Below are 24068 nucleotides of genomic sequence, written 5' to 3' on the forward strand. Positions count from 1 at the left end.
AACCCGACAAGCGCGCCGAAAGAACAGCCATGCAGCTCGCATTTGCACTCTCCCCGCTCATCGTTCTCGGCTTCGGCGCCATGCTGCTCATGGTCGCCGAAGCGTTCGCCCGAAGGCAGGCAGGCGGCGGCTCGTCGGGCCTGGCCATGGGGACCACCGTGGTCTTCCTCGCCGCCGGCGCGTTCTCCTTCGCCGTGTGGCTCCATGGCACCGAGTCGCTCGAGGGCCTCTCGCAGGTCGCGCCCTGGCTGCTCATCGACAAGTTCTCGCTCTTCTTCAATGTGCTCCTCTGCCTCGGCGGCGCGCTGGCGTCGCTCCTGGCGGGCGGGTACTTGCCCGAGCACAACCTGGATCGCGGTGAGTTCTACTCGCTGCTCCTGTTCTCCACCTTCGGCGCCATGATGCTGGCCGCGGCCGGCGATCTGCTGACGGTCTTCCTCGGCCTCGAGACCATGTCGCTCGGCGCCTACGCGCTCACGGCCTTCCGCCGCACGTCGGCGCGCTCGGCGGAGGGTGGCCTCAAGTACTTCCTGCTCGGCTCCTTCGCGGCCGCCGTGATGCTCTACGGCTTCGCGCTGCTCTACGGCGCCACCGCGCACACGGATCTCGCGGGCATCGGCGCCACCTTGGCGTCGGGTGGGACCAAGAGCCCGCTGGTGGTGGTGGCGCTGGTGTTCGTGCTCATCGGTCTGGTGTTCAAGGTGAGCGCCGTTCCGTTCCACATGTGGACGCCCGACGCGTACGAGGGCGCGCCCACGCCGGCCACCGCCTTCATGGGCGCGGTGGTCAAGAGCGGCGCCTTCGCGATGATGCTGCGCGTGCTGCTCACCATGTTCAACGATCCGCAGTCGATGTCGTGGGCCAGCGGCTGGCCGCCGGTGCTCGCGTGGATCGCGGTGCTCACCATGACGGTCGCCAACCTGATCGCGGGGCGGCAGGAGTCGGTGAAGCGCATGCTCGCGTACTCGAGCGTGGCGCACGCCGGGTACATCCTGGTGGCCGTGGTGGCGACGGCCCGCTCGGCGCAGCAAGGGAGCGCCAGCGTGCTCTTTTACCTGCTGACGTACACCGTCTCGACCGTGGGCGCCTTCGGCGCGCTGATTTACTGCGGGCGCCGCGGCGCCGAAGCGGTCAGCTACGAGGACCTGGCGGGCATCGGAAAGCGGCACCCGGCGGCGGCGCTGGCGTTCTCGTTCTTCCTCTTGTCGCTGGCCGGCATCCCGCCGACGGCGGGCTTCTTCGGCAAGTGGTACGTCTTCCGCGCGGCCATCGACAGCGGGTTCTATCTGCTCTCGATCATCGCCTTCATCAACAGCGTGATCGGCGCCTACTACTACCTGCGCGTGCTCGTTTACATGTACATGCGCGAGCCGGCGGCGGGCGCGCCCATCGCCACCCCGATGCGCTCGGGGTACGTGGCCGCGGCGCTGGTGCTCAGCGCGATCCTGGTGCTGGCGCTGGGTATCCTGCCCTCGCGCTCCCTCGACGTGGCCGAGGCAGCCGCCACGACCTTGAGCGGATGATCCGGTCGCTCGTTCTCCTTCCGTCCATCCTCGTCTTGTTCGCCACGGGCTGCCGTGGCTCGGGCGACTCGAAGGCAAACCCGGCGGCCGCCGTCGACGCGGCCGCCGCGGCATCGGGATCGGGCGCCAGTGCGAGCGCGGAGCTCGGACCGAACACGCCGGCGAATGGCACGCCGCTGCCGGCGGCGAGCGTGCTCGGGGTGGTAAACCCGAACAACCTGCCCATCTATGCGGGCCCCACCGCCAGCATCGAGGGCACGATCACCGTCACGGGCGATCCGCCGGCGAAGGTGGACGCGGACTTTTCACGCTGCCCCGAGGCCGAAGCCATCTACGGCAAGACATTTCGCGAGGGCCCGGCCCTGCCCGACGGTTCCCGTCCGCTGGCCGACGCGCTGATCGTCATCACCGGCTACTCCGGCTACATCGTGGCCGAACGCCGCGCGAAGAAGCAAATCGCCATCGACGGCTGCGCCTACTCCACGCGCACCGTCGATCTGACCTTCGGCCAACTGCTGGACGTGCAGAACCGCGACACCAAGATGCACGCGCCGGAGCTGGCCAACCACGTGATGCCGGCGCTCATCGTGGCCCCGCCGGGCGGCGATCCGGTGAGCGTCTACCCCGTGGCCCCTGGCCTCACGTTGCTCACCGACAAGATGGGTCCCCTGTGGATGGTGGCCGACGTCTACACCGTACCGCAACCGCTCCACACCGTCACCGATCGCAACGGCCACTACCGCATCGACGGCATCCCCACCGAGCGCGCCGATCACACCCCCATCGATGGCGATCTCGAAATGAACGTGACCCTCCGGGTGCTCCCCCGCTACGTGAAGAAACCCCTGCCGCGCCTGACCCCCGGCGTGGTCGAGCGGGTCGATGCGCAGCTCGAGAACCGCCCGCTACCTCCCGCGCCAGACGCCGGTGCGAGCGCGGGCGCGGGATCGAAGAAGGCGGATGCGGGCAAGAAGCCGGTGGAGAGGCTGCACTAGTCGGTCAAGGCGCGGTCAGCGCCGATTCGACGCCATCCTCGGGTATGAGCGCGGCGGCGCGGTCCTTTCGCATGAGGAATTTGTGCCACGACGGGGGGGACGCGCCGTAGCGCGCGTCGAGGCGGACGACCATCCAGACGTAGCCCTTCGATTCCCAGTAGGGATCGCGCGGCGGGGGCTCGGGGGCGTCGAGCGCGGCGTCGTCGATCATGAGGAACACCGGATCTTTGGAGAGCGTATAGGAGAGCGGCGCCACGCGTTGATGGCCGGGGCGGTCGGAGAGCTTCTCCCCGGCGCGGGCCACGTAGGCATCGCAGAGCCCGAGTCGATCCAGGTTGCGAATGCCCGCGTAGAACGGCATCGCGCCGGCGGCCCCCGTCGCCATCCAATCGTCGGGCTGCGCGTGGGCGGCGATCCAACGTCCCATCGCAGCCCAGCGCCGCGCGTAGAGCGCCGTCCAGCCGAGCGGCTCCACGTCGGCGTCCGCGCGCGTGGGTTCGGAGATGGCGCGCGCGCGCTGGTTCAAGGTGGTCGACTGGCGCACGGCGTAGGGGAACAAGGTCGCGCACAGGAGCGAGAACGAGAGCGCGACGGGCGGGATCGCGGGCGAGAGCAGCTCCAGCGCGCGGCATGCGGCGGCGCCCACGACGACGGCGATCAGCGGGAAGAGCGGCACCAGGAATCGGTCGAGATCCAGGAAGTCGCCGCCGATCCAGGCCACGTACCCGATCATGACGGCGGTGAAGATCCGCGCGATCCACAGGGTCGTGCGCCGAACGGTCGCGCCGCGATCGTCCGGTGCATCTTGGCCGGCAGGGCGCGCAGGGACGAGCATGCAGGCGAGCAAGGTCACGGTGCACGCGGGGCCGAAGTCGCGCAGCGCCAGGCTGAGGTACCTCAGGCCGCGCCGGAGCATCTCGGGGCGTTCACCCGACATTTTCAAGTAGAACGTGTTCGGCAGAGGGGCGCCGTAGTACCACCACCTCCACGCCACGAACGCCCCCACGAGCACCGAATACGTCAGCACGGCGTCGGCGAGCGCGCAACGGAGCAAGGGGCGCCGGGCGGCAAACACGGCCACCACGATCACGACCACCGCGAACAGCGCAGCGCCCTCGGGCCGCGCCAACGTGCTCACCGCAAACGCGGCGCCCGCCCACACGCCCGAGGACCGCGAGGGGCTCCCGGCGACGCGCGCCACGACGCCAATCGAGGCCACCACCAGCGCCGCAAACAAAGGCGTCTCGAGCCCTCCCAACGTCCACGCGGCGACGGGCGCCGAGAGCGCGAGCCCCGCGATGACGAAGACGCCGACCCAAGGGTGCTCCGGCTCCATCGAGGTCCAGAGCCACCACGTGCTCGCGACCAGAAAGACGCCGGAGAGCGCGCCGGCCACCTGCGCGGCCGCCACGCCGTCCAGCCCCGCGCGCATGAAGAGCGCGGTGATCGCCATCCACGCAAAGCTGGTGTAGCCCTCGACACGCTCGCCGGCATTGTAAACGGGCGCGCCCAAGGTCGCGAAATTCCGGGCGTAGCGCAGCGAGATGAACGCGTCGTCGCAGAAGAACCGAAACGACCGCGCGTAGAGCAGCAACGCGAGCGAACCGATGCCCACGATCGCCAGATCGAACCGTAGGCGCGCGCCACCGCCTGCTCGAAGAGACATGATCTGAATGCAGCCACGGGCGCCACGCGATCACGAAATCATGCGCGTCCACCTTCGACATCGGAGCTTCGCGACACCGATCGCGCCAACGGCACCGGCACACACGCGCGAGCGCACCAACCGCAACGCCATACGGCGCAAACGCGCCAACGACACGCGCCACACGGGCGCCAACCGCAACGCCATACGGCGCGAACGCGCAAACGACACGCGCCACACGGGCGCAAACGCGCCACCACGCGGCGCGCAGCCAAAAACCGCCCCGCCCCGAGCTCAGCGCGTGCGGTGCGCCCCTGTGGCGATCGCCGACAAACGCGCACGGATCGAGCGCTCCGCCGCGTCATTTCCGTGCTTCTGCGCCAACTCCAACGCCGTCGTCGCGACCAACGGATCGTCCGGCGCGACCTCCGCGAGGCGCGTCGCCGTCGACGGATCCACGACGACCGCGCCCGCCACCGCCATGCGCCCCATGGCGACGGCCACCAACGGATCGCGCACCCACGCCGCGCCCACGTGACGGAGCAGCGCGCGCGCCTCGTTCGACGTGGGGCGCGTCGACGCCAGGGCGAGCAGACGGTGGCGCGCATCGAGCGCGTCCAGCGACTCGGTGACGACCTCACCCCGGCGCACCGCGAGCTCGAGACGCCCGTCGGCGGAGAGGGTCGCGGGCGGTAAGGCGCCGGAGTCGGCCAACGCCACCGCCAATGGAACGACCAGCGCGTCCCCCGGGACGAAGGTCTCGCACGGAAGCGCATGCGCGACGCGGCGCGCCGCCTCGGGCCCCATGGCGCGCGCCACGACCCGCAAGAACGGCAAGATCGCCTCCGCCACCACCGGCAGATCGCCGCCCGACGTCGCGCCCGTCGCCGCGAAGGCCCGGGTCAAGCCCGCGCGATCGTCGGACTCGTACGCCAAGATCGCCAGCACCAGCCGCGCCCCCACCGCGCGCGGATCGGCGTCGCGCAGCGGCTCGGCGAGCTCGCGCGCCATGTCCGAGCGCCCCAGCAAGAGCGCGCGCCCGGCCGCCACGTCCAGCGGCAGATGCGTCGCCACCGTGCGGCGCCGCACCCGATCGCGATCGCCCGCCGCGATCGCGTCGTCCACCGCCAAGCGCGCCACCAGAGCACCGCCCGCCACCGCGCCCTCGGCCGAACGCGCCGCGCCCGAGCCCCGGCGCGAATCGATCAGCGCCCCGGCGAGGGTGCGCGCCGCGATCAGCTCCCCCTCGCCCGCCAGCTGCATGACCTCCGCCGCCACCTCCGCGTGCGCCGCCGGCGCGATCCTCGCGACCTCACCGTACGCGCGCGCCACCAGCGCCGGATCGCGATGGCTCTTTCCCCACGCGCCGAGCGCGCGCCACGCCGCCGAGCTGGTGCGGTGCTTCAAGGTCAGCGCCAGAAGACGCTCGCGCGCCGCCTCGGCGTGGGCCGGCTGCATCGCCAGCGCGGTCGCCAGGATCACCTGCGGCTGCACCGCCTGCGGATCGAACTCCACCGCCCGCAGCGCGTTGCGCTCCACGCTCGCCCGATCCACGCCGCGCAGAAGCTCGCAGCGCGCCTTCGCCGCCCACGCCGGTGCGTACTCCGGATCGAGCGACAGCGCCCGATCGAGCGCCGTCTTCGCCCGATCGTCGCGCGCGTCCTTCTGGCAGCGCACCGCCCCGATGCGCGTCCAGATCTCCGGATCGCGCGGCGCCGATTCGGACACCGCCTCGTACGCGTGCAACGCCCCCGCGAGATCGCCTTGCTCCTCGGCCATCGCCCCGCGCAAAAAGGTGGCGTACTCCTCGGGCAGCACGAGACCGCCCTCCACGAGCCGCCCATCGTAGACGCGGTTCACCGTGGGCCGCGCGAGGCAGCCCATGGCCGCGATCGAAAACCCCAGCGCCAACACCGCACCGCACACCCGCCGCGGCGCACCCTCACCCCGGGGCCGAAGAGCCCCGCGCGCGCATCGGGACCGAGAGTGCGGCTTGCGGCTCATCCCTTTGGCAAACCTCGTGGCCTTCGAAAGTCCGCGCCGTCGCTGAGATCCGAGCCCGCGTGCTCTTCGAGGACCTCGTGCCCGTCGTGGTGACCGTGCCCCTCCGCCTCGCGCAGCCGCTCGGCGATCTCGATGAGGCGGCGCTCCACCCGCCCGAAGACGCTCGCGGCCGGAAAGCGGCCCGAGATATCGCGCTCGCCGGCGTCGAGGCCCGTCAGGATGCCGATTCCTTCTTCGACCGAGCGCACACCATAAAGATGGAATTTCCCGTCCGCGATCGCCAGTGCAACGTCATCGCGAAGAACGAGATGGGCGAGGTTCGAACGAGGGATGAGCACACCTTGCGTGCCGGTCAGGCCGCGCGCCGCGCAAAGGTCGAAGAATCCTTCGATTTTCGCGCCCACGCCGCCGATGGCTTGAATCTCCCCCAGCTGGTTGACGCTGCCGGTCACAGCCACGCCTTGATCGATCCCCACGTCGGCGAGCGCGCTCAGCACGGCAAACAGCTCGCTCGAGGACGCGCTGTCGCCGTCGATCTCCCCGTAGCTTTGCTCGAAGGCGATCTGCGCGCGCAGGCTGAGCGGGCGCTCCTGGCCGAACAGCCGCCCCAGGTAGCCGCGCAAAATGGCGACGCCCTTGGTGTGGATCGCCCCGCCGAGTTGTGCCTCCCGCTCCACGTCGATGATCCCCTCGCGCCCGAGCGCCACCACCGCGGTGATCCGCATCGGCTGCCCAAACTCGACATCCCCGGCGCTGAAGACGCTCAGACCGTTAACCACTCCGATGCGCGTACCGCTCGTTTCGAGCGCGACCTCCCCGCGCAATGTCAGCTCGCGAATGTGGCGCTCCGCCGATCCCGCACGCTCGCGCCGCTCGCGCCACGCGTCCTCGATGTCCCGCACCGTGACCACCACCGCCGAAGGAGGCGTCATGGTCAGGCTCACGGGCGGGAGCTCCGAGTCCCGGAGGTCGGGATCGGCGCCCCCATCGGAGATGGGACCATCGGCCGAATCGACGCCCGCCGCCGTGGTCAAGGTGCGCGCCACCGCCAGCGCGCTCGCGAAGGCCGCCGTCTCCTCGAGCGGCGAGAGCAAAAGCGAGAGCTTGTCCTGCTGCCCCGCCAGGCGCGTCGCCAGATCCAAGAGGCGCGCGCGGGCGCTGCGATCGAAGCTCCCCCAGCGGTCCTTGGCCATGTTCATCAAGTACGAGTCGAGCAGCACCAGGCTCTGGTTGGTGCGCGGGATGGTCGACTCCACCTCCACCTTGACCCGGAAGAGCGCCGCGAAGTCGGCGTCGGCCTCCAGCAAGGCCGCGTACAGATGCGGCGGGCCCACCAGCACCACCCGCACGTCGATGGGCACCGGCACCGGACGAAGGGACGTGGCGTACAAGCCGAGGGGCCCGAGCGGATCCTCCGCGCCAATCTGCCGCTCGCGCAAGATGCGCTTCATCCGCTCCCAGATGATGGGATCGGCCAGCAAATCCGCGGCCCGCACCACCAGAACGCCGCCCGACGCTTTGTGGAGCGAGCCCGCGCGCACCCGCGTGAAGTCGGTGAGCAGCGCGCCAAAACGCGCGCGCCGCTCCAGGTACCCGAACAGGTTCGGATAGGTGGGGTTCGTGTCGTAGAGCACCGGGGGCGGCGCCGCGGGATCGTTGGCCACCAAGAGGTTCACGCTGAAGCGATTCAGCCGCGTGGCGTGCTCCGGATCGTGATCGCGCCCGGAGTTGCTCGACTGCTCCTCTTCTTGCGGGCCCTCGCTCCCATCGTCGATGACCAGATCCTCCCAGTCCTCGACCAGCGCGCGCTCCACCCGATCGAAATAGGGCGCCAGCACCGGCTCGTAGTCGCTGAAGCCCGCGCGCACCGCTTGCACGCCCGCGCGAATGAGATCCTCGGCCGCGCGGGAGAAGGCCTCGTCGCGCGCTTGATGGTGGCGCGCGCTCTCGTCGCGCACCAGGGCGGCCGCCTTTTCGACCTCGGCCGTCAGCCGACCCTCGGCTTCGTTCAGCGCGCGCTTCGTGGAGTCGTCGAGCGCGGCAAACTGCTCGGGGCTCAGCGGCTTGCCGTGAAGGATGGGGAAGGTCTGAACCCCACCCTGTAGGGCGCGGATGCCGAAGCCCAAGGTCTTGGCCGTGCTCTCCAGCTGGGTGAGCACGGCCTTGTTGCGCGTCTCGAGCTCGCGCGCCAGCTGCACCTGCGCCTCGCGCACGGTGTCGCTGTGGGCGATGTTGGGGATCTCCTCTTGAAGCTTGTCGACGAGCGCATCCATCGCCGCGACCAAGGTGGGACCGACCCCGGCGGGCAAGAGGAGCGGCTTCGGCGCTTCCGGGTGATCGAAATCGTGCACATAGACGATATCCGGCGGCGCTGGTCGAACTCGGGCATACCGGGCGGCGTAGCGGACGATGTCGTCCTCGATCATCACCTCCGGCTCGGCGGCCACGAAGACGTGAAAGCTCGGCTCGCGGGCCAAAAGCCCCATTTCCAGCGCGCGGCGCGCGATGGGAGAGACGAGCTCGAGCAGGCCACGGCTCTCGCGCGGCACGTCGGGCAAGATGGAGGGATCGGCGCGAACCGTGACCAGCTTGGCCGGAACGCGGTGCTCTTCCCTCGAGTCATCCGAGGTGGGCAGGGTCGCGTCACTCCAGGCAGGCGCTGGAATGTTCCCGTTGCCGACGACATTCTCCTCCAGCTCGGAGCTCTCCGCCTCCTCCAGCTCGGAGCTTCCCGTGTGATCCGACGAAGACGACCCTGGCCCACGATCTTGCATACAGGCCTTGTCTTACCAGACTTTCAACACTCTCGAAGACCGCCCTTCTCCCTCTCGAGAAAGCGGAGTACATTCGTGCCGAAAAGCCTATGCCACGCCTCATCTTGGCGACGGCCGAAGGGCAGCAGGCCATCGAGCTTCGCCCGATCAACAGCCTCGGCCGCCACCCGAACAACTCGATTCAGCTCCTCGATAAAATCGTTTCCAAGGAGCACTGCATCATCGAGTTGCGCGATGGGCAGTTCATCCTCCGCGATCTCGGAAGCCTGAACGGGACCTACATCAACAACGAACGTGTGCGGGGAGAGCAATTCCTCAAGCATGGGGACGAGCTTGCCCTCGGCTCGACCCGAGCGCGCTACGACGACGGCTCCGGCCTTCACAACTTCGCGCCCCCCGCCATCGGCCCGGGCGCGATCCAGCAGCCGGCCGCCCCCAGCCAAGGCGTCGCGCCGCCGTGGGTCCAGCAGCCACCACCGCGCTCCCCCTACGCGCCCAATCACCCCACCTCCCCCGCCTCTTCTCTACAACAGCCTTCGCACCAACCGCCGTCGGGCGGCTATGGCACGGGCGATTATCCGGGTAGCGGGCCGGGCGTGGGTCGTCCGCCCATCCCTCCGCCCGAGTATCCGGGCCGGCCGCCCTCGGGGGGCGGATTTACGGGGCACCCCTCGTCGGGCATGACCCCCGCGGCGGGCTATGTCGGCAACGCGTCCGGCTACGCGCCTCCCTCCCCGCACCATCCGCATGCGCATCCACACGCGCCGCCGCCGGCTGGCGCCCCCGGTCAGCGCGTGGTCGCCACGCGCGCGTTTCCGCAGGGGCAGCATCGCCCGCCGAGCTTTGGCGGCACCCGGGTCGACGTGCTCGACTCCGCGCGGGCCATCGGCGCGCAGATCGCGGCGACCACCAAGGGCTTCGCGCCGTTCGATCAGATCGCGCACGATCCCCAGCAGCTGCGCTTGGACTACGAGCGCCTGCGCATCACGTGGGAGCTCTCGCGCGACATCGGCCTCGAGCGCGATCTCGACAAGCTGCTCGAGAAGATCCTCACCGCCCTCTTCAAGTTCGTGAACGCGGACCGCGGGGTCATCTTGCTCAAGGAGGCCGACGGCTCCCTGCACCCGCGCGCGGCGCGCCGGCGCGATGGAAGCGACGCGGCCATTCAGGTGAGCTCCACCATCCTGAACCACGTCATCAACGAGCAAAAGAGCGTCATCACGCACGACGCGAGCATGGATTTCGCGGCATCCAAGGGCAAGTCGATGATCCTGAACCGCATCTCCAGCGCGATCGTCGTGCCCTTGCTGCACGAGAAAGAGGTGCTGGGCGCGCTCTGGCTCGACAGCGAGTCGCTCGCGCAGTTCCAGCAGAAGGACCTGGAGATCATCACGGCCGTGGGAAACCAGGCCGCGATGTTCATCGAGAACACGCTCCTCGCGAAGAAGATCGAGCAGGAGATCGTCACGCGCGAGCGCTTCTCGCGGCTGCTCTCGCCCAACATCGCCGAGCAGGTGATGAGCGGGCGGCTCGAGGTGAAGAAGGGCGGGCAGCTCGTCTCCGAGTGCACGGTGTTCAACAGCGACATCCGCGGCTTCACCCGCATGAGCGAGGGCACCACCGCCGAGATGATGGTCGAGCTGCTCAACGAGTACTTCGAGGAGATGGTGGCCACCATCTTCAAGTACGAGGGCACCCTCGACAAGTTCATGGGCGACGGCATCATGGCGCTCTGGGGAGCCCCCGCCGTGCACCCCGACGATCCGGTGCGCGCCGTGCAGAGCGCGCTCGACCAGATGGAAGCGCTGGCGCAGTTCAATCGAAAGCTGATGGAGGCGGACCAATCGCCGCTGGCCATCGGCATCGGCATCCACACCGGCTCGGTGGTGGCAGGCTATGTCGGGAGCTCCAAAGCTCTCAGCTACACGGTCATCGGCGACACCGCGAACACCAGTGCGCGCCTCTGCGGGATCGCCACCGCCGGGCAAATCCTGGTGAGCGAGAGCACCCTTTCGCGCTTGGGCAACCGCTTCGAGTTCGAAGAGCTGGCGCCCGCGCACCTCAAAGGGAAAGAAAAAGCGCTGCGGATCTTCAACATCCGACGCGAAAAACCGTCCGCCGCCGCCCACGTAGGCTAATAAGACCAGCCCGTGGCTGCCTTCGTCCTCCCCTTCGAGAAACCAATCGTCGACCTGGTCTCCAAGGTGCGCGAACTGCGTCTGCTCGCCGAGAGCGATCCCAAGTTCGAGCACGAGCTGCGCCGCCTCGAGGAAAAAACCGGGCGCCTGGCCCGCGAGATCTTCGCCACGCTCTCCCCGTGGCAGAAGGTGCAGCTCTCGCGTCACCCCAATCGTCCCTACACGCTCGACTACGTCGGCCGCCTCTTCGAAGATTTTCAAGAGCTGCACGGCGACCGCCGCTACGGCGACGACGCGGCCATCGTGGGCGGGCTCGCGCGCTACCGAGGGCGCAGCGTGGTGGTCGTGGGGCACCAAAAAGGGCGCACCACCAAGGAAAAGGTGGCCCGAAACTTCGGCCAGGCGCACCCCGAAGGAAACCGCAAGGCCTGCCGCCTCTACGAGCTGGCGGATCGCTTTGGGCTGCCGGTGTTCACCTTCATCGACACACCCGGGGCCTACCCTGGCATCGGCGCCGAGGAGCGCGGGCAGAGCGAGGCGATTGGCGCGTGCTTGTTCGCCATGTCCCGCGCCCAAGTCCCCATCATCGCCACCATCATTGGCGAGGGCGGCAGCGGAGGGGCGCTGGCCCTGGGCGTCGCCAACAAGGTGCACGTGCTCGAGTACGGCACCTACAGCGTCATTTCGCCCGAGGGCTGCGCGAGCATCCTCTGGAAGGACGGCGCCAAGAGCAATGTCGCCGCCGCCGCCATGCGCATGACCGCGCCCGATCTGCTCCAGTTCAAGGTGGTCGACTCCATCATCGAGGAGCCGCCCGGCGGCGCCCACCAAGATCCCGCGGCCGCGGCCCGCAACATCGACGCGGTTCTCCAGGCCAGCCTTCGCGAGCTGCTCGCCATGACCCCCGAAGAGCTGGCCGACGATCGCTACCGCCGATTCCGCAGCCTCGGGGCGTACGTAGCTTAACGCGCAGCGCTCCGTCGAATGGGCTTACTATGAGCCCATGACGGTCTCATTCAGTCTCGAGGGGAAGGTCGCCATCGTCACCGGCGCGAGCCGCGGCATCGGCGAGGCCATCGCGCGAACGTTCGCCGAAAACGGCGCCAAGGTCGTCGTCGCCTCACGCAAGATCGATGGGGTGCGCAGCGTGGCCGAGTCGATCGGGGCGCGCGCGCACGCCATCGCCGCGCACACGGGGAAGGAAGAAGATTGCCGAAACCTCGTACAAAAGACGGTGGAGCACTTCGGCAAGGTCGACATCCTCGTCAACAATGCGGCCACCAACCCCTACTTCGGACCATTTCTGCAGGTCGAGGAGGGCGCCTGGGACAAGACCTTCGAGGTCAATGTCAAAGGATATTTCTTCAACGCCCGTGAAGTCGCCCGCCACCTCATCGAGCGCAAGGCGCCGGGCAGCATCATCAACATCACCAGCGTGGCGGGCATCATGGGCGCGCCGCTCCAAGGCGTTTATGGAATGACCAAGGCCGCGGTCATCTCCATGACGAAGACCTTGGCCACCGAGCTTGCGACGTCGGGGGTGCGCGTCAACGCCATCGCGCCCGGCTTCGTTCGAACGCGCTTTGCGAGCGCCATCGTCGACAACCCCGATTTGAGCCCGCAAGTGGTCGGACGCACCCCCATGGGCCGGGTGGGCGATCCCGATGAGATCGCCGGAGGTGCGCTGTACCTCGCGGGCGATGCATCACAATACCTCACAGGTCATACCCTCGTCATCGACGGCGGCATGACCGTGAGCTAAACCCCACCAAGAGCGTGGGCGCAACATCGTGAGACGGAGCACCCGAGAGCATTCAGAGCAACGGATGGAACCGGGGCGCGTCGTTGCGGGAAAATATCGGCTGAACGAGCTGCTCGGGGTGGGCGGCATGGCCAGCGTCTGGTCGGCGACCAACGTGTTTACGGACCGGCAGTTTGCCGTGAAGATCATGTTGCCGACGGTGGCGCGCACGAACGAGGTGGCGCGTCGGTTCTTGCTGGAGGCCAAGGCTTCGGCGCGCATCGACCATCCGAACATCGTCGAGGTGATCGACGTTGGGCAGGCCGAAGACGGCTCGCTCTTTCTGGTGATGGAGCTGCTCACCGGCGTCTCGCTGGAGACGGTGATCGCGCAGCAGATGCCGCGCATGCGGCTCTACGATTTTTTCATCATCATGCTCGACGTCGCACGCGCGCTCGCGGCCGCGCACGAGCGCGGGGTCATTCACCGCGATCTCAAGCCGACCAACGTGTTCCTCAGCCACGAGCGCCTGAGGGGCGGACGGGATGGGCGCGGCGACGAGCTGATCATCGTCCCCAAGCTGCTCGATTTCGGGATTAGCAAGTTCCTGGAGGAGGAGGGCATCGAGTCGGTCACCATCGCGGGGACCATCCTGGGCTCGCCCATGTACATGAGCCCCGAGCAAGCGCGGGGCTCTCGGAGCATCGATCGGCGAACGGATATTTTTGCCTTTGGCGCCATCTTGTTCGAAGCGCTGGTCGGCTACCGCTGCTTCGACGCGACCAACTTCAATGCGCTCCTGATCCAAGTCGCCACCAAGCAGCCGTTCGACATCGACGCGTGCGCCCCTCATCTGCCCGATGCCGTTCGCGCGCTGGTGCGCGGATGCCTGGTGGTCGATCGCAAGCGCCGCATCGGCAGCTTCGACGAGATCACGCGGCGGCTCGAGGATCTTCTGCCCGCGCTCGAGGACGATCCGGAGACCATCGCCATCCCCCTTCCCGCGGCATCGCCCGGATCGGAGGAGCTCGACCCGCGATCGGGGGTGGGGCCGCGCGGAGGCACCCCGGGGCCTCGTTATCTCCATCCACGGCGGCTCCATGGCTATTACGCGGTCGCGCTCTTTGCCGTCTTCGCGGCCCTCGCCGTATTGGTGGCGTATACCGCATGGGCCCCGACGCCCCACGCCGTGGTCGATCCGCGCGCGGCCGCCCGCGCGAGCGCCGAGGCCAGCACCGTCACCTCGTCGAAGGCGCCCGTGCTGCCTGCGCCGCCGCCGGCGCTGCACAACGAGGCGCGCGATCGTCGCACGGAGCCGCGGCCGTCCGCGCCGCCGGTGGTGCCGGTCGATGCGCTCCCCACGGCGGAGCGTGCTGCACCTGCACCGTCTGCATCGTCCGCATCTGTGGGCACGTCCTCCGCGCACGGCGCCAAGCGAAAGACCAAGGGCCGTCTGCCGGACGGTGGCCTCTCACCATTGCCCGATTAGGAACCGCGAGAGTCGCGAGAGCGGTCCGGCCCGATGGTCGAACTCCGACGCGGCCGACACCGCCCCTGCCGATGACCCCTCCGGCGCGCGATGCAGCGAATGCCCCTGCGACGCGGCGGGCGCGCGAGGCGGCGAATGCCCCACGACGGAATTGGGAGACGCGCGATCACCCCGAGCATCGGAAGAACCGTGTGATGCGACACCGCCCGAAGTTTGAGATGCGACACCGCCCGAAGATTCGGCCCCGTGCGCGATGGGCAAATGAACCACTTCGTATTTGGGTGCCTTTTGCGCAGGTGGCGCTTTCCCACCGGCACGTTGACCGAGGGCTCGCTGAATGAGGCCCTGCATGGTGCGAAGCACTTGGGTGCGTGATCGGGATTGACTCTGACAATCCGGCAAAAGTGGGCAATGCGCCACAATGCTGCCATCCTCCTCGTAGTGAAGAATGACCGGGAGATTCTGGGGTAAGTTCATGGCTTCACCAAGCCCTCCTCGATGTCCGTGGCTCTACGCACGATTCGGACCAGTTGGCATTTCAGGCCCAAAATCCGTCGTCATTCTCGCGCCATTCCGTCCACGCGGCCCGGAGCCCGCAAAACGCTGGCAACGCATGCCACACAGCAAAATTGCCTCACTGTGTGTGATCCGCTCGGTCTCGAGGCCGCACGTGCCCGCATTCAAGGACGCCGAGCACGCGAACGAGAACGCCGCTCCTTCCGGCGAGCACGCGGATCCCTTGGACGAAAGATGCGGCTCCCTTGGACGAGCACCCGAATCCTTCGGAGCCCACGAGGTGCGAGCTCGATTTGAATTCGGCCGTACGCCTTCTTCTCACGTGGCTCACGTGATTTCAGAGACTCTCGTTTTTTCCGTATCCACAAGACGGCGGCATCTTCCTCGTGTCATAACCCGGGTGCCATGCGTTTCCGGTATGGAGCTCTCCCGCGCGGTCTGGCAAGTGCATCGACGCTCGCGCTGGTTTTTCTGACCTTCTCGAGCGTAGCGTCCGCAGCCGAAGGACACGGGGCATCCGAAGGGCACGGGGCATCGCCCACGATTTGGTTCGTCGTGGCCCTCATGCTGGTGATCGCCAAGCTCGGCGGGCAAGTGGCGGTGTGGCTCAAGCAGCCTCCGGTGCTTGGAGAGCTCTTTGCGGGCATTCTGCTGGGCAATCTGGATCTCGTCGGCATCCAGGTCTTCGAGCAGGCCGCCACCACCGAGAGCGTGGGCTTCCTCGCCGAGATGGGCGTGGTGCTGCTCTTGTTCGAGGTCGGCCTGGAGTCCACGGTGGCCGACATGCGCCGGGTCATCCCCTCCTCCGGCGCGGTCGCCATTCTGGGCGTGCTGGCGCCGCTCGGCCTCGGCTACGGCGCGAGCATGATCGCGGCGCCCCACGCTTCGCGCGCATTGCACCTGTTCATCGGCGCAACCTTGTGCGCCACCAGCGTGGGCATCACCGCGCGCGTGCTGCGCGATCTGGGGGCGCTCGGGCGGCCGGAGACGCGGGTCATCCTCGGCGCGGCCGTGATCGACGATGTGCTCGGGCTCATCGTTTTGTCGGTGGTCACCGCCATCGCGCAAGAGGGCGCCATGCCAAGCCCCATTCATGCGCTCACCCTCCTGGGGCTGGCGGCGGCATTTCTGATCGGCGCGCTCTTTCTCGGACGCTACGTCATGCCGCGCGTATTTCGAATTGGCGCGGGGCTCCAGACCGAGGGCGTGCTCGGGGCCATGGCCATTGCCCTTTGCTTTGCGTTTGCCGGACTGAGCTCGATCGCCGGCCTGGCGGCCATCGTCGGCGCCTTTGCCGCGGGCCTCATCCTCGACGAGGTGCACGTGCGGCCCTTTGGCTCGAAGACCAAGCACGATATCGCCGAGCTCATTCGCCCGACCGCGGCCTTTCTGGCGCCCATCTTCTTCGTGCGCACCGGCATCTCCGTCGATTTGCGCGGCGCCACCTTGCACGTGCTGCTCCTCGCCTTGCTCCTCGGCGCCGCGGCCGTCGCGGGCAAGCTCGTCTCGGGCCTGGGCTTGCGTACGCGCGGGGTCGATCGCCTCCTCGTGGGCATCGGCATGCTCCCGCGCGGCGAGGTGGGGCTCATCTTCGCCGACGCCGGCGCCCGCATCCGCGTGGATGGACACCCCCTCATCGAGCCCTCGATTTACATGGCCATCATTCTGGTCATCATGGGCACGACCGTCGCGGCGCCCCCCTGGCTCGCGGCGCGCCTGCGCGTGGCCCCTGCATCGTCGCCCTCGCCGTCATCCTCATCGAAATCTAAGCGCGCAGCGGGCGCGGAATGATCCAGCGCTCGACCACCCCGAAGAACGCCTCGAACAAAAGCGCCATGCCCGCGGCGGGAATGGCCCCGGCGAGCAGCAAATCGTTGTCGCTCAAGGCCAGCCCCGAGGCGATGCGCTCGCCATAACCACCGGCGCCGATGAACGCGGCGATGGTCGCGGTGCCCACGCTGATGACCGCCGAGGTCTTCACCCCACCCACGATGGCCCGCGACGCCAAGGGCAGCTCCACCAGCCGAAGGCGCGCGCCCCGCGGCAAGCCGAGCGCCAAGGCCGACTCGCGCAGCGAGGGCGCGATGTCCGATAGCCCCGTATAGGTATTTCGCACGATGGGCAAAAGCGAATAGAGGAACAGCGCCACCATCGCAGGCAGGATCCCGATCCTGTGCAGAATAGGGATGAGAAACGCGAGCAGCGCCAAAGATGGAATCGTCTGCAAAATGCCGACGGCCCCCAAAATAGGCTGCGTCGCCCCTCTCCGGTACGCCGCCCAAATGCCCAGCGGCACCCCCACCAGGGTCCCGAGCGCCACGGAGATGGCCACCAGGAACAGGTGCTCGCCCGTCAGGCGCAAAAAGTCCCCGCCAAAGAGCCGCTCGAAGAACGAGGGGCGCACGGCCGCGCGCTGGCCCGTCGCCCGCCCGCCGTCGCCCGAGCCGTCGAGGAAGGCGCGCGCGATGGCGTCGAAGGAGAGCCCCCGCACCTCGGCGTCGGCGTTCATGCGCGTCATGCGCGCCTCGTCGATGGTCCCTTTCAGCCGCTGCAGCGCCGCCCATGTCTTCGGCAGGCGGCCCGGCAGATCGCTGCGGTAGAGGAGGACGGCGTCGTAGCGGGGAAAGAGGTGCTTGTCGTCCGTGAGCACGGTCAGGTGCTCCTCTTCGATCTTCGGATCGGTGGAGTAAACGTCGACCACGTCGATATCGCCGTTCACCAGCGCTTTGTAGGCCAGCGCGTGCTCGATGGCGCGCGGGCGCTGCGCCTTCATTCCATAGGTGGTCACCAGCGCGGCCCATCCATCGGCGCGCTCCAGGAACTCCTGCGAGAACCCAAAACGAAGCTCCGCGCGCGGCGCCAGCTCGCTCAAGGTCGTGAGTCCGTGCTTCTTGGCCGTCTCCGAGCGCATCGCCAGCGCGTAGGTGTCATTGAACCCCAGCGGAATACCGGCCGTGAGCCCCAGCGGCGCGAGCTCGCGATTGATCGCCTCCAAATCGGTGGGCGCGTCGGTCACGTGCCCCAGGAGCTCGCGCGCGATGGTGCCCGTGTATTCGGCATACACATCGATGCTGCCGCTCTTGAGCGCGGCGAACACGATCCCCGTGTTGCCGAGCCCCTGGTGATGCTCGGCCCGCGCCTCGCCCGCCTTCTCCGCCGCCGTGCGAACGATCTCCGCCAGCACGTACGACTCGGTGAACCGCTTGGACCCCACGTGCAGCACGGGCTCGGCCCGCGCGGGCAAGGTGAAGGTCGCGAGCAAGGCCGCGGCCAAGAGCGCAAGAGCCGCGCGAACATGGCGTAGGTGGTGGAGCATCAAGCCGCGTCCTCCTCGAGCGGCGAGCGTTGCGCGCGCAAAAATTCCGAGACGAAGGGCTCGGCGGGTTGCTCGGCCAGCTCGCGCGCCGTGCCCTTCTGCACGACCTTACCTTCGCGCATCAAGAGCACGCGATCGCCCAGATACGCGGCCTCGCCCATGTCGTGGGTCACCAGGATCACCGTTTTGTTCAAGGTCGCGAAGATGGTGCGAAGCTCGGTCTGCAGCCCGCGCCGCGTGATGGGATCGAGCGCGCCGAGGGGCTCGTCGAGCAGCACCCAGCTCGGGTCCAAGAAGAGCGCGCGCATCATGCTCACGCGCTGCCGCTCGCCGCCCGAGAGATCGCGCGGATGGTTGGCGAGCCGCGCCTCGGGCAGGCGCACCAAGGCCGAGAGCTCGCGCACGCGCTCCTCCCGCGATGCCTCGGTCCCCCGGCCCGTCACCTCCGCCACCAGGGTGACATTGCGGCGCGCGGTCAGGTGCGGAAAGAGCCCGCCATCTTGAAGGACGAAGCCCGTGCGCAAGCGCAGCGCATTCACGTTCTTCTCCGTGAGCGTCTCGCGGTCGTAGATCACCTTGCCCCGATCGGGCGTCACCAGCCCCGCGATGATGCGCAGCAAGGTCGATTTCCCGCAGCCGCTCGGTCCGATGATCGACGTCGTCGTCCCCGCCTCGAAGCGGATCGACGTGGGTTCGAGCGCGGTGGCACCGTCATAGGATTTTTCGACTTGTTTGACTTCAATCATGGAGCACCTCGCGGCCTCGGCTCGTCGAATGAAAGAGCTGGAACGATGGACTCGTTCATAGTGCCCGCTCGCGATGGGAAGGGCACGCGAAGCTCGCATTCGCACTCTCTTATAACGAATTAATGTCCACTATAACGAAATTTCCCGACACCGCAACCGTTGCGTGCGGTATGGTCGGCGCGTGAAACCGGGCTTGAAGAGCTCTTCCGCCGCTCGCGCTGCACGCATCGTCCTTCGCCTTCGAGGCGCGCGTTTCGTCGCGGCGTTGGCCGCGTTCGTCGCGACATGCCTTTGTGCGGAGGCGCATGCACGCGCAGACGATACCGCACCGAACGCGATGACCGCCTCGAAAACACAGGCGCTCGCACAAACGACATCCGTACAAACCACGCCGGCGCAAGCGACGTCCGCACAAACGACTTCCACCCAAACGACTTCGGCACAAACCACGCCCGCGCAAACCAATCCGGCGCAAACGAAGCTCACGCAAGCCGAGCCGGGACCGAGCGCATGGCCCACGCCCATCGAGATCCCCGCTTGGACGAAGACCTTGCGAATCGGCGGCGGCACCATTCTCTATTGGTTCCAACCGATCGATCTGGGCCCCAAAATCGTAGAGCTCTACGCGAGCCTTCTGCTCAACGCGGACCTCGGGCGATTTGCCATTCACATCGAGCCGCGCTTCCGCGACACGAAGCATCGCGCCTTCTTTACATCGAACATTTGGCTGCAAGAAGCGTACGTATCGGCTGATCTGGGCCCAGCGACCGTCAAGGTGGGAAAGGTATACAGCCGCCTAGGACTTTTCTGGGACCGCTCCTTCTATGGAAACATTCAGCTGTACGATGGAATGAAGACGAATCCTAATTACGGCGTCTCCCTCGAATCGAAGGATCCACCGGCCGACCGCGACCTCGCCTTCCACTACGTGCTTCAATATTTCCTGAGCGACGGCACCACGAACAACTCCCTGGTCGCGCGCGACACCATTTCGCTGCCCGGCGGGCGGCGCCTGAACGACTTCGTCGCGCGCGTGGGGCCATTCCTCCGGCTCGGCCACGGCATGACCCTGGAGGCGGCCGCCTCGGGCGAGTACTTCCAAGCCGATCTCCCCGACGGCACGCACGACGTGGTCCGCGGCGCCGTGGACACCACCTTGAAAGGCGACGGCTTCGAGCTGCGCGCCGAATACCAGCACCAGTGGGGGCAATCGGTGCACGAGTTCCCGTATCGCGCCGTTCCCGCCACCGCCACGTCCCCCGCCCTCCCCGGCCGCTTCTCCAAGAACAACGATTACGTTCTCGTGGGCGCCGATTTGAATTGGTGGCGCCTGACCCTCCGCTACAACGGCAGCGCGGGCTTCTACAACGACGTCTCCGTCAAAGAGTGGATCCACGCGCCCGCCCTCGCCATCAAGCCGCACGACAACGTGATGGTGCTCACGGAGTACGTCATCTGGCCGCGCCACGCGCCGGAGGGAACGTCCTTGGTCGATAGGAGCTTCAACCTGTCGGTGCAGTCGCACTTCTAGCTGCTTCGGCCGCCTCCCAATTCGCGGCTTCTTCCGCCGAATACGAGTCCTTGTACGTGAAGGCCGCGGGGGTCGGCCCTCTGGCCTTGAGGCGCTCGAGCCGGTCCATGGCCTCGGCCAAGCTGGGAATATGGCCTTCGGGGATCCACCACATGACGAAATAGGGCTCCGCCATGCGGTGAAACCATTCACGCCGGCGCCGTAAGAACTCCAAATGGTGCGTCTTGTAGACGAAGTCCCAGAGGCTCTCGAGCGATTCCCAGATCGAGAAGTTGACCAAGATATGATCGCCATACACGTGCTGAACGGTCGCCCGCGGATCGTTTGGATCTTCTTTGAGCCGCCAGACGAAGCCGGGCGCGCGGTCTGCGAGCTCGTTGATGGGTTGGAGCCCGTCGACGAATGCGAGGAGCTCGGGCGCGTCGATGGGCGCGCGCAAGTGGGCGATGTTGAGTTCTGCCAGGTGCATCACCCTAAAGAACAACGGCGCCTCTTCTATGTCAAATTTTATTTATTTAGAAAGACCACGCAGCATTCCCGGGGTCGGGGGGCCATTCGTGCGCGGTTGGGGTCGTCATCGAGCCCCTCGAGGAGGCCTTGGCAGAGGGCCAGGTTCATGGAGCAAACGAGGACGGGGTGCTCCTCGGCGAGCCGATGAAACGGGCAATTGCGCAGCCGGATCTCCTCGCCCTCGACATACGGCTCGTAGCCGCGCTCCTCGAGCACCTTCAGCATATGGCGCGGGCGACTGCGCGTTCCGATCCGCGCCCCTGCAGCGCGCGCGGCCTTCTCCGCCTGCTCCTCGCCGCCGAGGAGATCCACCGCGTCCGCCAGCACCGAGGCGAGGCCGGCATAATCGCGCGGCGGCAAGCTTACGAGGCGCTCCCCCGCGGCGCGGCGGTAGACCTTGGCCGGGCGACCGCTACCCGGCCCTTTCTTCACGGGGCTCTTGAACCGGCACTCCAGGAGCCCCGCCTCCACCAGCTTATCGAGATGAAACGCGGCCAGCGTGCGCGAAATCCCCGCGGCCTCGGCCGCCTCCCCCCGATCCACGTCGGTCCCTCGGTTCGTCACGAACTCGTAGAGGCTTCGCCGTATCGGATCGTGCAAATGCGCCAGCGCGCTCAGATCGTCTCCCACGGCGGGAGTCTACATCAACGCGCGGGGTGTCCCCACGCCGAGCCGCCTGGCTCGTACGCCCTACGCGTCCTCACTCAACGCGAAGCCGCATGCTCCGTCGGCGACGCCGTGCCCTCCACGAACCGGTAGACGGGCGCCGACGCCATCGCGCCTCTCCCGGGCGCGCGCTCGAGGATGCCCTCATCGAGCATGCGCTCGAACGTTCGCCGGAAACGATCCGCATCGTGCGGCTTGCCCGTGGCGCCCATCTTGCCCGTGGCGCCCATGATGATCGCATGGACGTGGCGAAGCTCCGGAACGGTGAAGACCTTCGGCACGAGCGCCGAGGCGATGCTCGAGGAGCCAACGCGCTCGGCCATGCGCGAGAGGGCGCACAGGAGGATGCGGTGGTGATCGAAGGCCATGGCCGGAGCTTGGAGCGCGTTCACAGGCGCCCAATCCACCCCGGCCACCCCGGCGGCGTCTCCACCGCTGCGCACGAGCGGCACCAGCTCCGGACGAACGAGCGCGTAGTAGGCCACCGCGATCACGCGCATGCGCGGATCCCGCCCCGCCTCGCCAAAGGCCCCGAGCTGTTCGAGGTGCACGTCGGTCCCGCGGAGCCCCGTCTCCTCCTCCAGCTCCCGCGTGGCGGCGACATCCAAGTCTTCGCCTTGTTGATGGCGCCCATCGCGGACCCGCACGAACCCGCCGGGCAGCGCCCACGCCCCCTTGAAGGGGTGCTCCCCGCGGCGGATCAAGAGGACGCGCAGCTCGGCATCGAGCACGCTGAACGCCGCGATGCCGACGCTCACCGACGGCCGGGGAAAATCGCCTAGGCGGTATCTGCGGAGAAAAGCGGCTTCGGCGGCCTCGTCGCGCGGGTTCGAAAAGATGAGCTTCGACTTCGGCACGTCATCGTCGTTCGCGGTCTTCATCGCTGGAAAAGCGCCTGAAGCATATACGGCCTTTCGCCCCCGCGCTCGACCGAAAATGAGGCGCCACCGCACCGTCGGGCATCGACGATGTCTCTTGGACATGAATGCCGCGAGCCCGGGCCGGCACACACGGGGCGTGCACCAGCTCGGGCTTGAATTGCGGACGTCGTGCCGGATGAAATCCGGCCCTCATGTCAGAACTGCGCCGCCTCGGTCGACTCTTCGAGCGCCAAGGTGGACGACTCGCCGCCCGTGATCACCTCGGTCACCTGGTCGAAGTAGCCGGTGCCGACCTCGCGCTGGTGGCGGGTGGCCGAGTAGCCGTTCTTTTCGGCCGCGAACTCCGCCTGTTGCAGCTCGGAGTAGGCCGCCATGCCGCGGTCCTTGTACGTGCGCGCCAGCTCGAACATGGAGAAGTTGAGCGAGTGGAAGCCCGCCAGGGTCACGAACTGGAACTTGTAGCCCATGGCGCCCAGCTCGCGCTGGAACTTCGCGATGTCGCTGTCGCTCAGGTTCTTCTTCCAATTGAACGAGGGCGAGCAGTTGTAGGCCAAAAGCTTGTTCGGGAACTTCTCGCGAACGGCCTCGGCGAACTCCTTGGCCTCCGCCATGTCCGGGGTGGAGGTCTCGCACCAGATGACGTCCGCGAACGGCGCGTAGGCGATGGCGCGCGCGATCGCGCACTCGATGCCGCCCTTGAGACGGAAGAAGCCCTCGCGCGTGCGGGACGAGCCGTCGATGAACGGAAGATCGCGCTCGTCGACGTCGCTGGTCAGGAGCTTGGCGCTGTGGGCGTCGGTGCGGGCGATGAGGACGGTGGGCACGTCCATGACGTCGGCCGCCAGGCGCGCGGCGTTGAGGGTGCGGATGAATTGACCCGTGGGGACGAGCACCTTGCCGCCGAGGTGGCCGCACTTCTTCTCCGCGGCCAGCTGGTCCTCGAAGTGAACGCCGGCGGCGCCGGCCTTGATCATCGACTTCATCAGCTCGAAGGCGTTGAGCGGACCGCCGAAGCCGGCCTCGGCGTCGGCCACCAGCGGCGCGTACCAGTAGCGCTCCTTCTTGCCCTCGGCGTGCTCGATCTGATCGGCGCGCATGAGGGCGGCGTTGATGCGCTCCACCAAGGTCGGCACGCTATCGACCGGGTACAGGCTCTGGTCCGGGTACATTTGACCGGACGTGTTCGCGTCCGCCGCCACCTGCCAGCCGCTCACGTAAATGGCCTTCAGGCCGGCGCGCACCATCTGCACGGCTTGATTGCCGGAGAGGGCGCCGAGCGCGTGCACGTAGTCGTCGTGCGTGAGCATGTTCCAGAGCCGCTCGGCGCCCAGGCTCGCGAGCGTGTGCTCGACGCGAATCGATCCCCGAAGTCGATTGACGTCCGCTACGGAGTAGTTGCGATGAATGCCTTCGAAGCGCTTGGCATTCACGTCGGTGACGTAACCTTGACGACCTGCGATTTCGGCGACGGCGGCGAGAGACATGACTTTTCTCCTGATCCCACTCGGGTTGCGGGAATTTCGAATGGACTTCGTCCGTGGCATCACGGCGATACCGGAACGAAATGGGCTTGAGGATTGGATGATGAAGCGG

Annotated in this window: 17 protein-coding genes; 8 read left to right on the top strand and 9 right to left on the bottom strand. The window is 67.6% G+C overall.

The window, feature by feature from the left end; translation table 11 throughout:
- The first annotated feature begins 29 nt into the window (after positions 1 to 29).
- Positions 30 to 1523, top strand: coding sequence for an NADH-quinone oxidoreductase subunit N (locus LZC94_25090; protein ID WXB11140.1), 1494 nt, complete (start codon positions 30 to 32; stop codon positions 1521 to 1523).
- Positions 1520 to 2518, top strand: a complete 999-nt coding sequence (locus tag LZC94_25095; protein WXB11141.1) for a hypothetical protein — start codon at positions 1520 to 1522, stop codon at positions 2516 to 2518. Before LZC94_25090 ends, LZC94_25095 begins: the two co-directional genes overlap by 4 nt.
- Before the next feature lie 4 nt (positions 2519 to 2522).
- Here the strand turns inward: LZC94_25095 and LZC94_25100 are convergent, their stop codons facing one another.
- From LZC94_25100 to LZC94_25110, 3 genes are all read right to left on the bottom strand, one after another.
- Positions 2523 to 4184, bottom strand: coding sequence for a hypothetical protein (locus LZC94_25100; protein WXB11142.1), 1662 nt, complete (start codon positions 4182 to 4184; stop codon positions 2523 to 2525).
- Positions 4185 to 4457: 273 nt separating this feature from the next.
- Complete coding sequence (locus LZC94_25105) at positions 4458 to 6047, bottom strand: hypothetical protein (protein WXB11143.1); 1590 nt, start codon at positions 6045 to 6047, stop codon at positions 4458 to 4460.
- Positions 6048 to 6163: 116 nt separating this feature from the next.
- Positions 6164 to 8941 (bottom strand): AAA family ATPase, encoded by a 2778-nt coding sequence (locus LZC94_25110; protein WXB11144.1) that lies wholly within the window; start codon positions 8939 to 8941, stop codon positions 6164 to 6166.
- Between the two features lie 89 nt (positions 8942 to 9030).
- Between LZC94_25110 and LZC94_25115 the strand changes: the two genes are divergently transcribed.
- From LZC94_25115 to LZC94_25135, 5 genes are all read left to right on the top strand, one after another.
- Positions 9031 to 11079: an FHA domain-containing protein gene (locus tag LZC94_25115; GenBank protein WXB11145.1), complete on the top strand. Its 2049-nt coding sequence runs from the start codon at positions 9031 to 9033 to the stop codon at positions 11077 to 11079.
- A gap of 12 nt (positions 11080 to 11091) precedes the next feature.
- On the top strand, positions 11092 to 12045 hold the full coding sequence (locus LZC94_25120; GenBank protein WXB11146.1) for an acetyl-CoA carboxylase carboxyltransferase subunit alpha: 954 nt from the start codon (positions 11092 to 11094) through the stop codon (positions 12043 to 12045).
- A 37-nt stretch (positions 12046 to 12082) separates the two neighbouring features.
- The gene (locus tag LZC94_25125; GenBank protein WXB11147.1) at positions 12083 to 12841 is read left to right on the top strand and encodes a glucose 1-dehydrogenase; all 759 of its coding nucleotides are present in this window, start codon (positions 12083 to 12085) and stop codon (positions 12839 to 12841) included.
- A gap of 64 nt (positions 12842 to 12905) precedes the next feature.
- Positions 12906 to 14309 (top strand): serine/threonine protein kinase, encoded by a 1404-nt coding sequence (locus LZC94_25130; GenBank protein WXB11148.1) that lies wholly within the window; start codon positions 12906 to 12908, stop codon positions 14307 to 14309.
- A 1080-nt stretch (positions 14310 to 15389) separates the two neighbouring features.
- Positions 15390 to 16616: a cation:proton antiporter gene (locus tag LZC94_25135; GenBank protein ID WXB11149.1), complete on the top strand. Its 1227-nt coding sequence runs from the start codon at positions 15390 to 15392 to the stop codon at positions 16614 to 16616.
- Here LZC94_25135 and LZC94_25140 read toward each other — a convergent pair.
- Positions 16591 to 18141, bottom strand: a complete 1551-nt coding sequence (locus tag LZC94_25140) for an ABC transporter permease subunit (GenBank protein WXB20242.1) — start codon at positions 18139 to 18141, stop codon at positions 16591 to 16593. The two genes, LZC94_25135 and LZC94_25140, sit on opposite strands and share 26 nt — an antisense overlap.
- Positions 18141 to 18887, bottom strand: a complete 747-nt coding sequence (locus tag LZC94_25145) for an ATP-binding cassette domain-containing protein (GenBank protein ID WXB11150.1) — start codon at positions 18885 to 18887, stop codon at positions 18141 to 18143. Before LZC94_25145 ends, LZC94_25140 begins: the two co-directional genes overlap by 1 nt.
- Positions 18888 to 19224: 337 nt before the next feature.
- Here LZC94_25145 and LZC94_25150 point away from each other — a divergent pair, with 337 nt between their 5' ends.
- Positions 19225 to 20418: a hypothetical protein gene (locus tag LZC94_25150; protein WXB11151.1), complete on the top strand. Its 1194-nt coding sequence runs from the start codon at positions 19225 to 19227 to the stop codon at positions 20416 to 20418.
- Here LZC94_25150 and LZC94_25155 read toward each other — a convergent pair.
- From LZC94_25155 to aceA, 4 genes are all read right to left on the bottom strand, one after another.
- Positions 20390 to 20887: a DUF3291 domain-containing protein gene (locus LZC94_25155; protein WXB11152.1), complete on the bottom strand. Its 498-nt coding sequence runs from the start codon at positions 20885 to 20887 to the stop codon at positions 20390 to 20392. The genes LZC94_25150 and LZC94_25155 overlap by 29 nt on opposite strands.
- 38 nt (positions 20888 to 20925) lie before the next feature.
- Positions 20926 to 21558 (bottom strand): hypothetical protein, encoded by a 633-nt coding sequence (locus LZC94_25160; GenBank protein WXB11153.1) that lies wholly within the window; start codon positions 21556 to 21558, stop codon positions 20926 to 20928.
- 74 nt (positions 21559 to 21632) lie between these two features.
- Positions 21633 to 22475 carry an NUDIX hydrolase gene (locus LZC94_25165; GenBank protein WXB11154.1) on the bottom strand — a complete coding sequence of 281 codons (843 nt, stop codon included), beginning with the start codon at positions 22473 to 22475 and terminating at the stop codon, positions 21633 to 21635.
- Between the two features lie 194 nt (positions 22476 to 22669).
- Positions 22670 to 23959 (bottom strand): isocitrate lyase, encoded by a 1290-nt coding sequence (gene aceA, locus LZC94_25170; GenBank protein ID WXB11155.1) that lies wholly within the window; start codon positions 23957 to 23959, stop codon positions 22670 to 22672.
- Positions 23960 to 24068: the final 109 nt, after the last annotated feature.

The organism is Sorangiineae bacterium MSr11954 (assembly GCA_037157815.1).
Lineage (GTDB): Bacteria > Myxococcota_A > Polyangia > Polyangiales > Polyangiaceae > Pendulispora > Pendulispora albinea.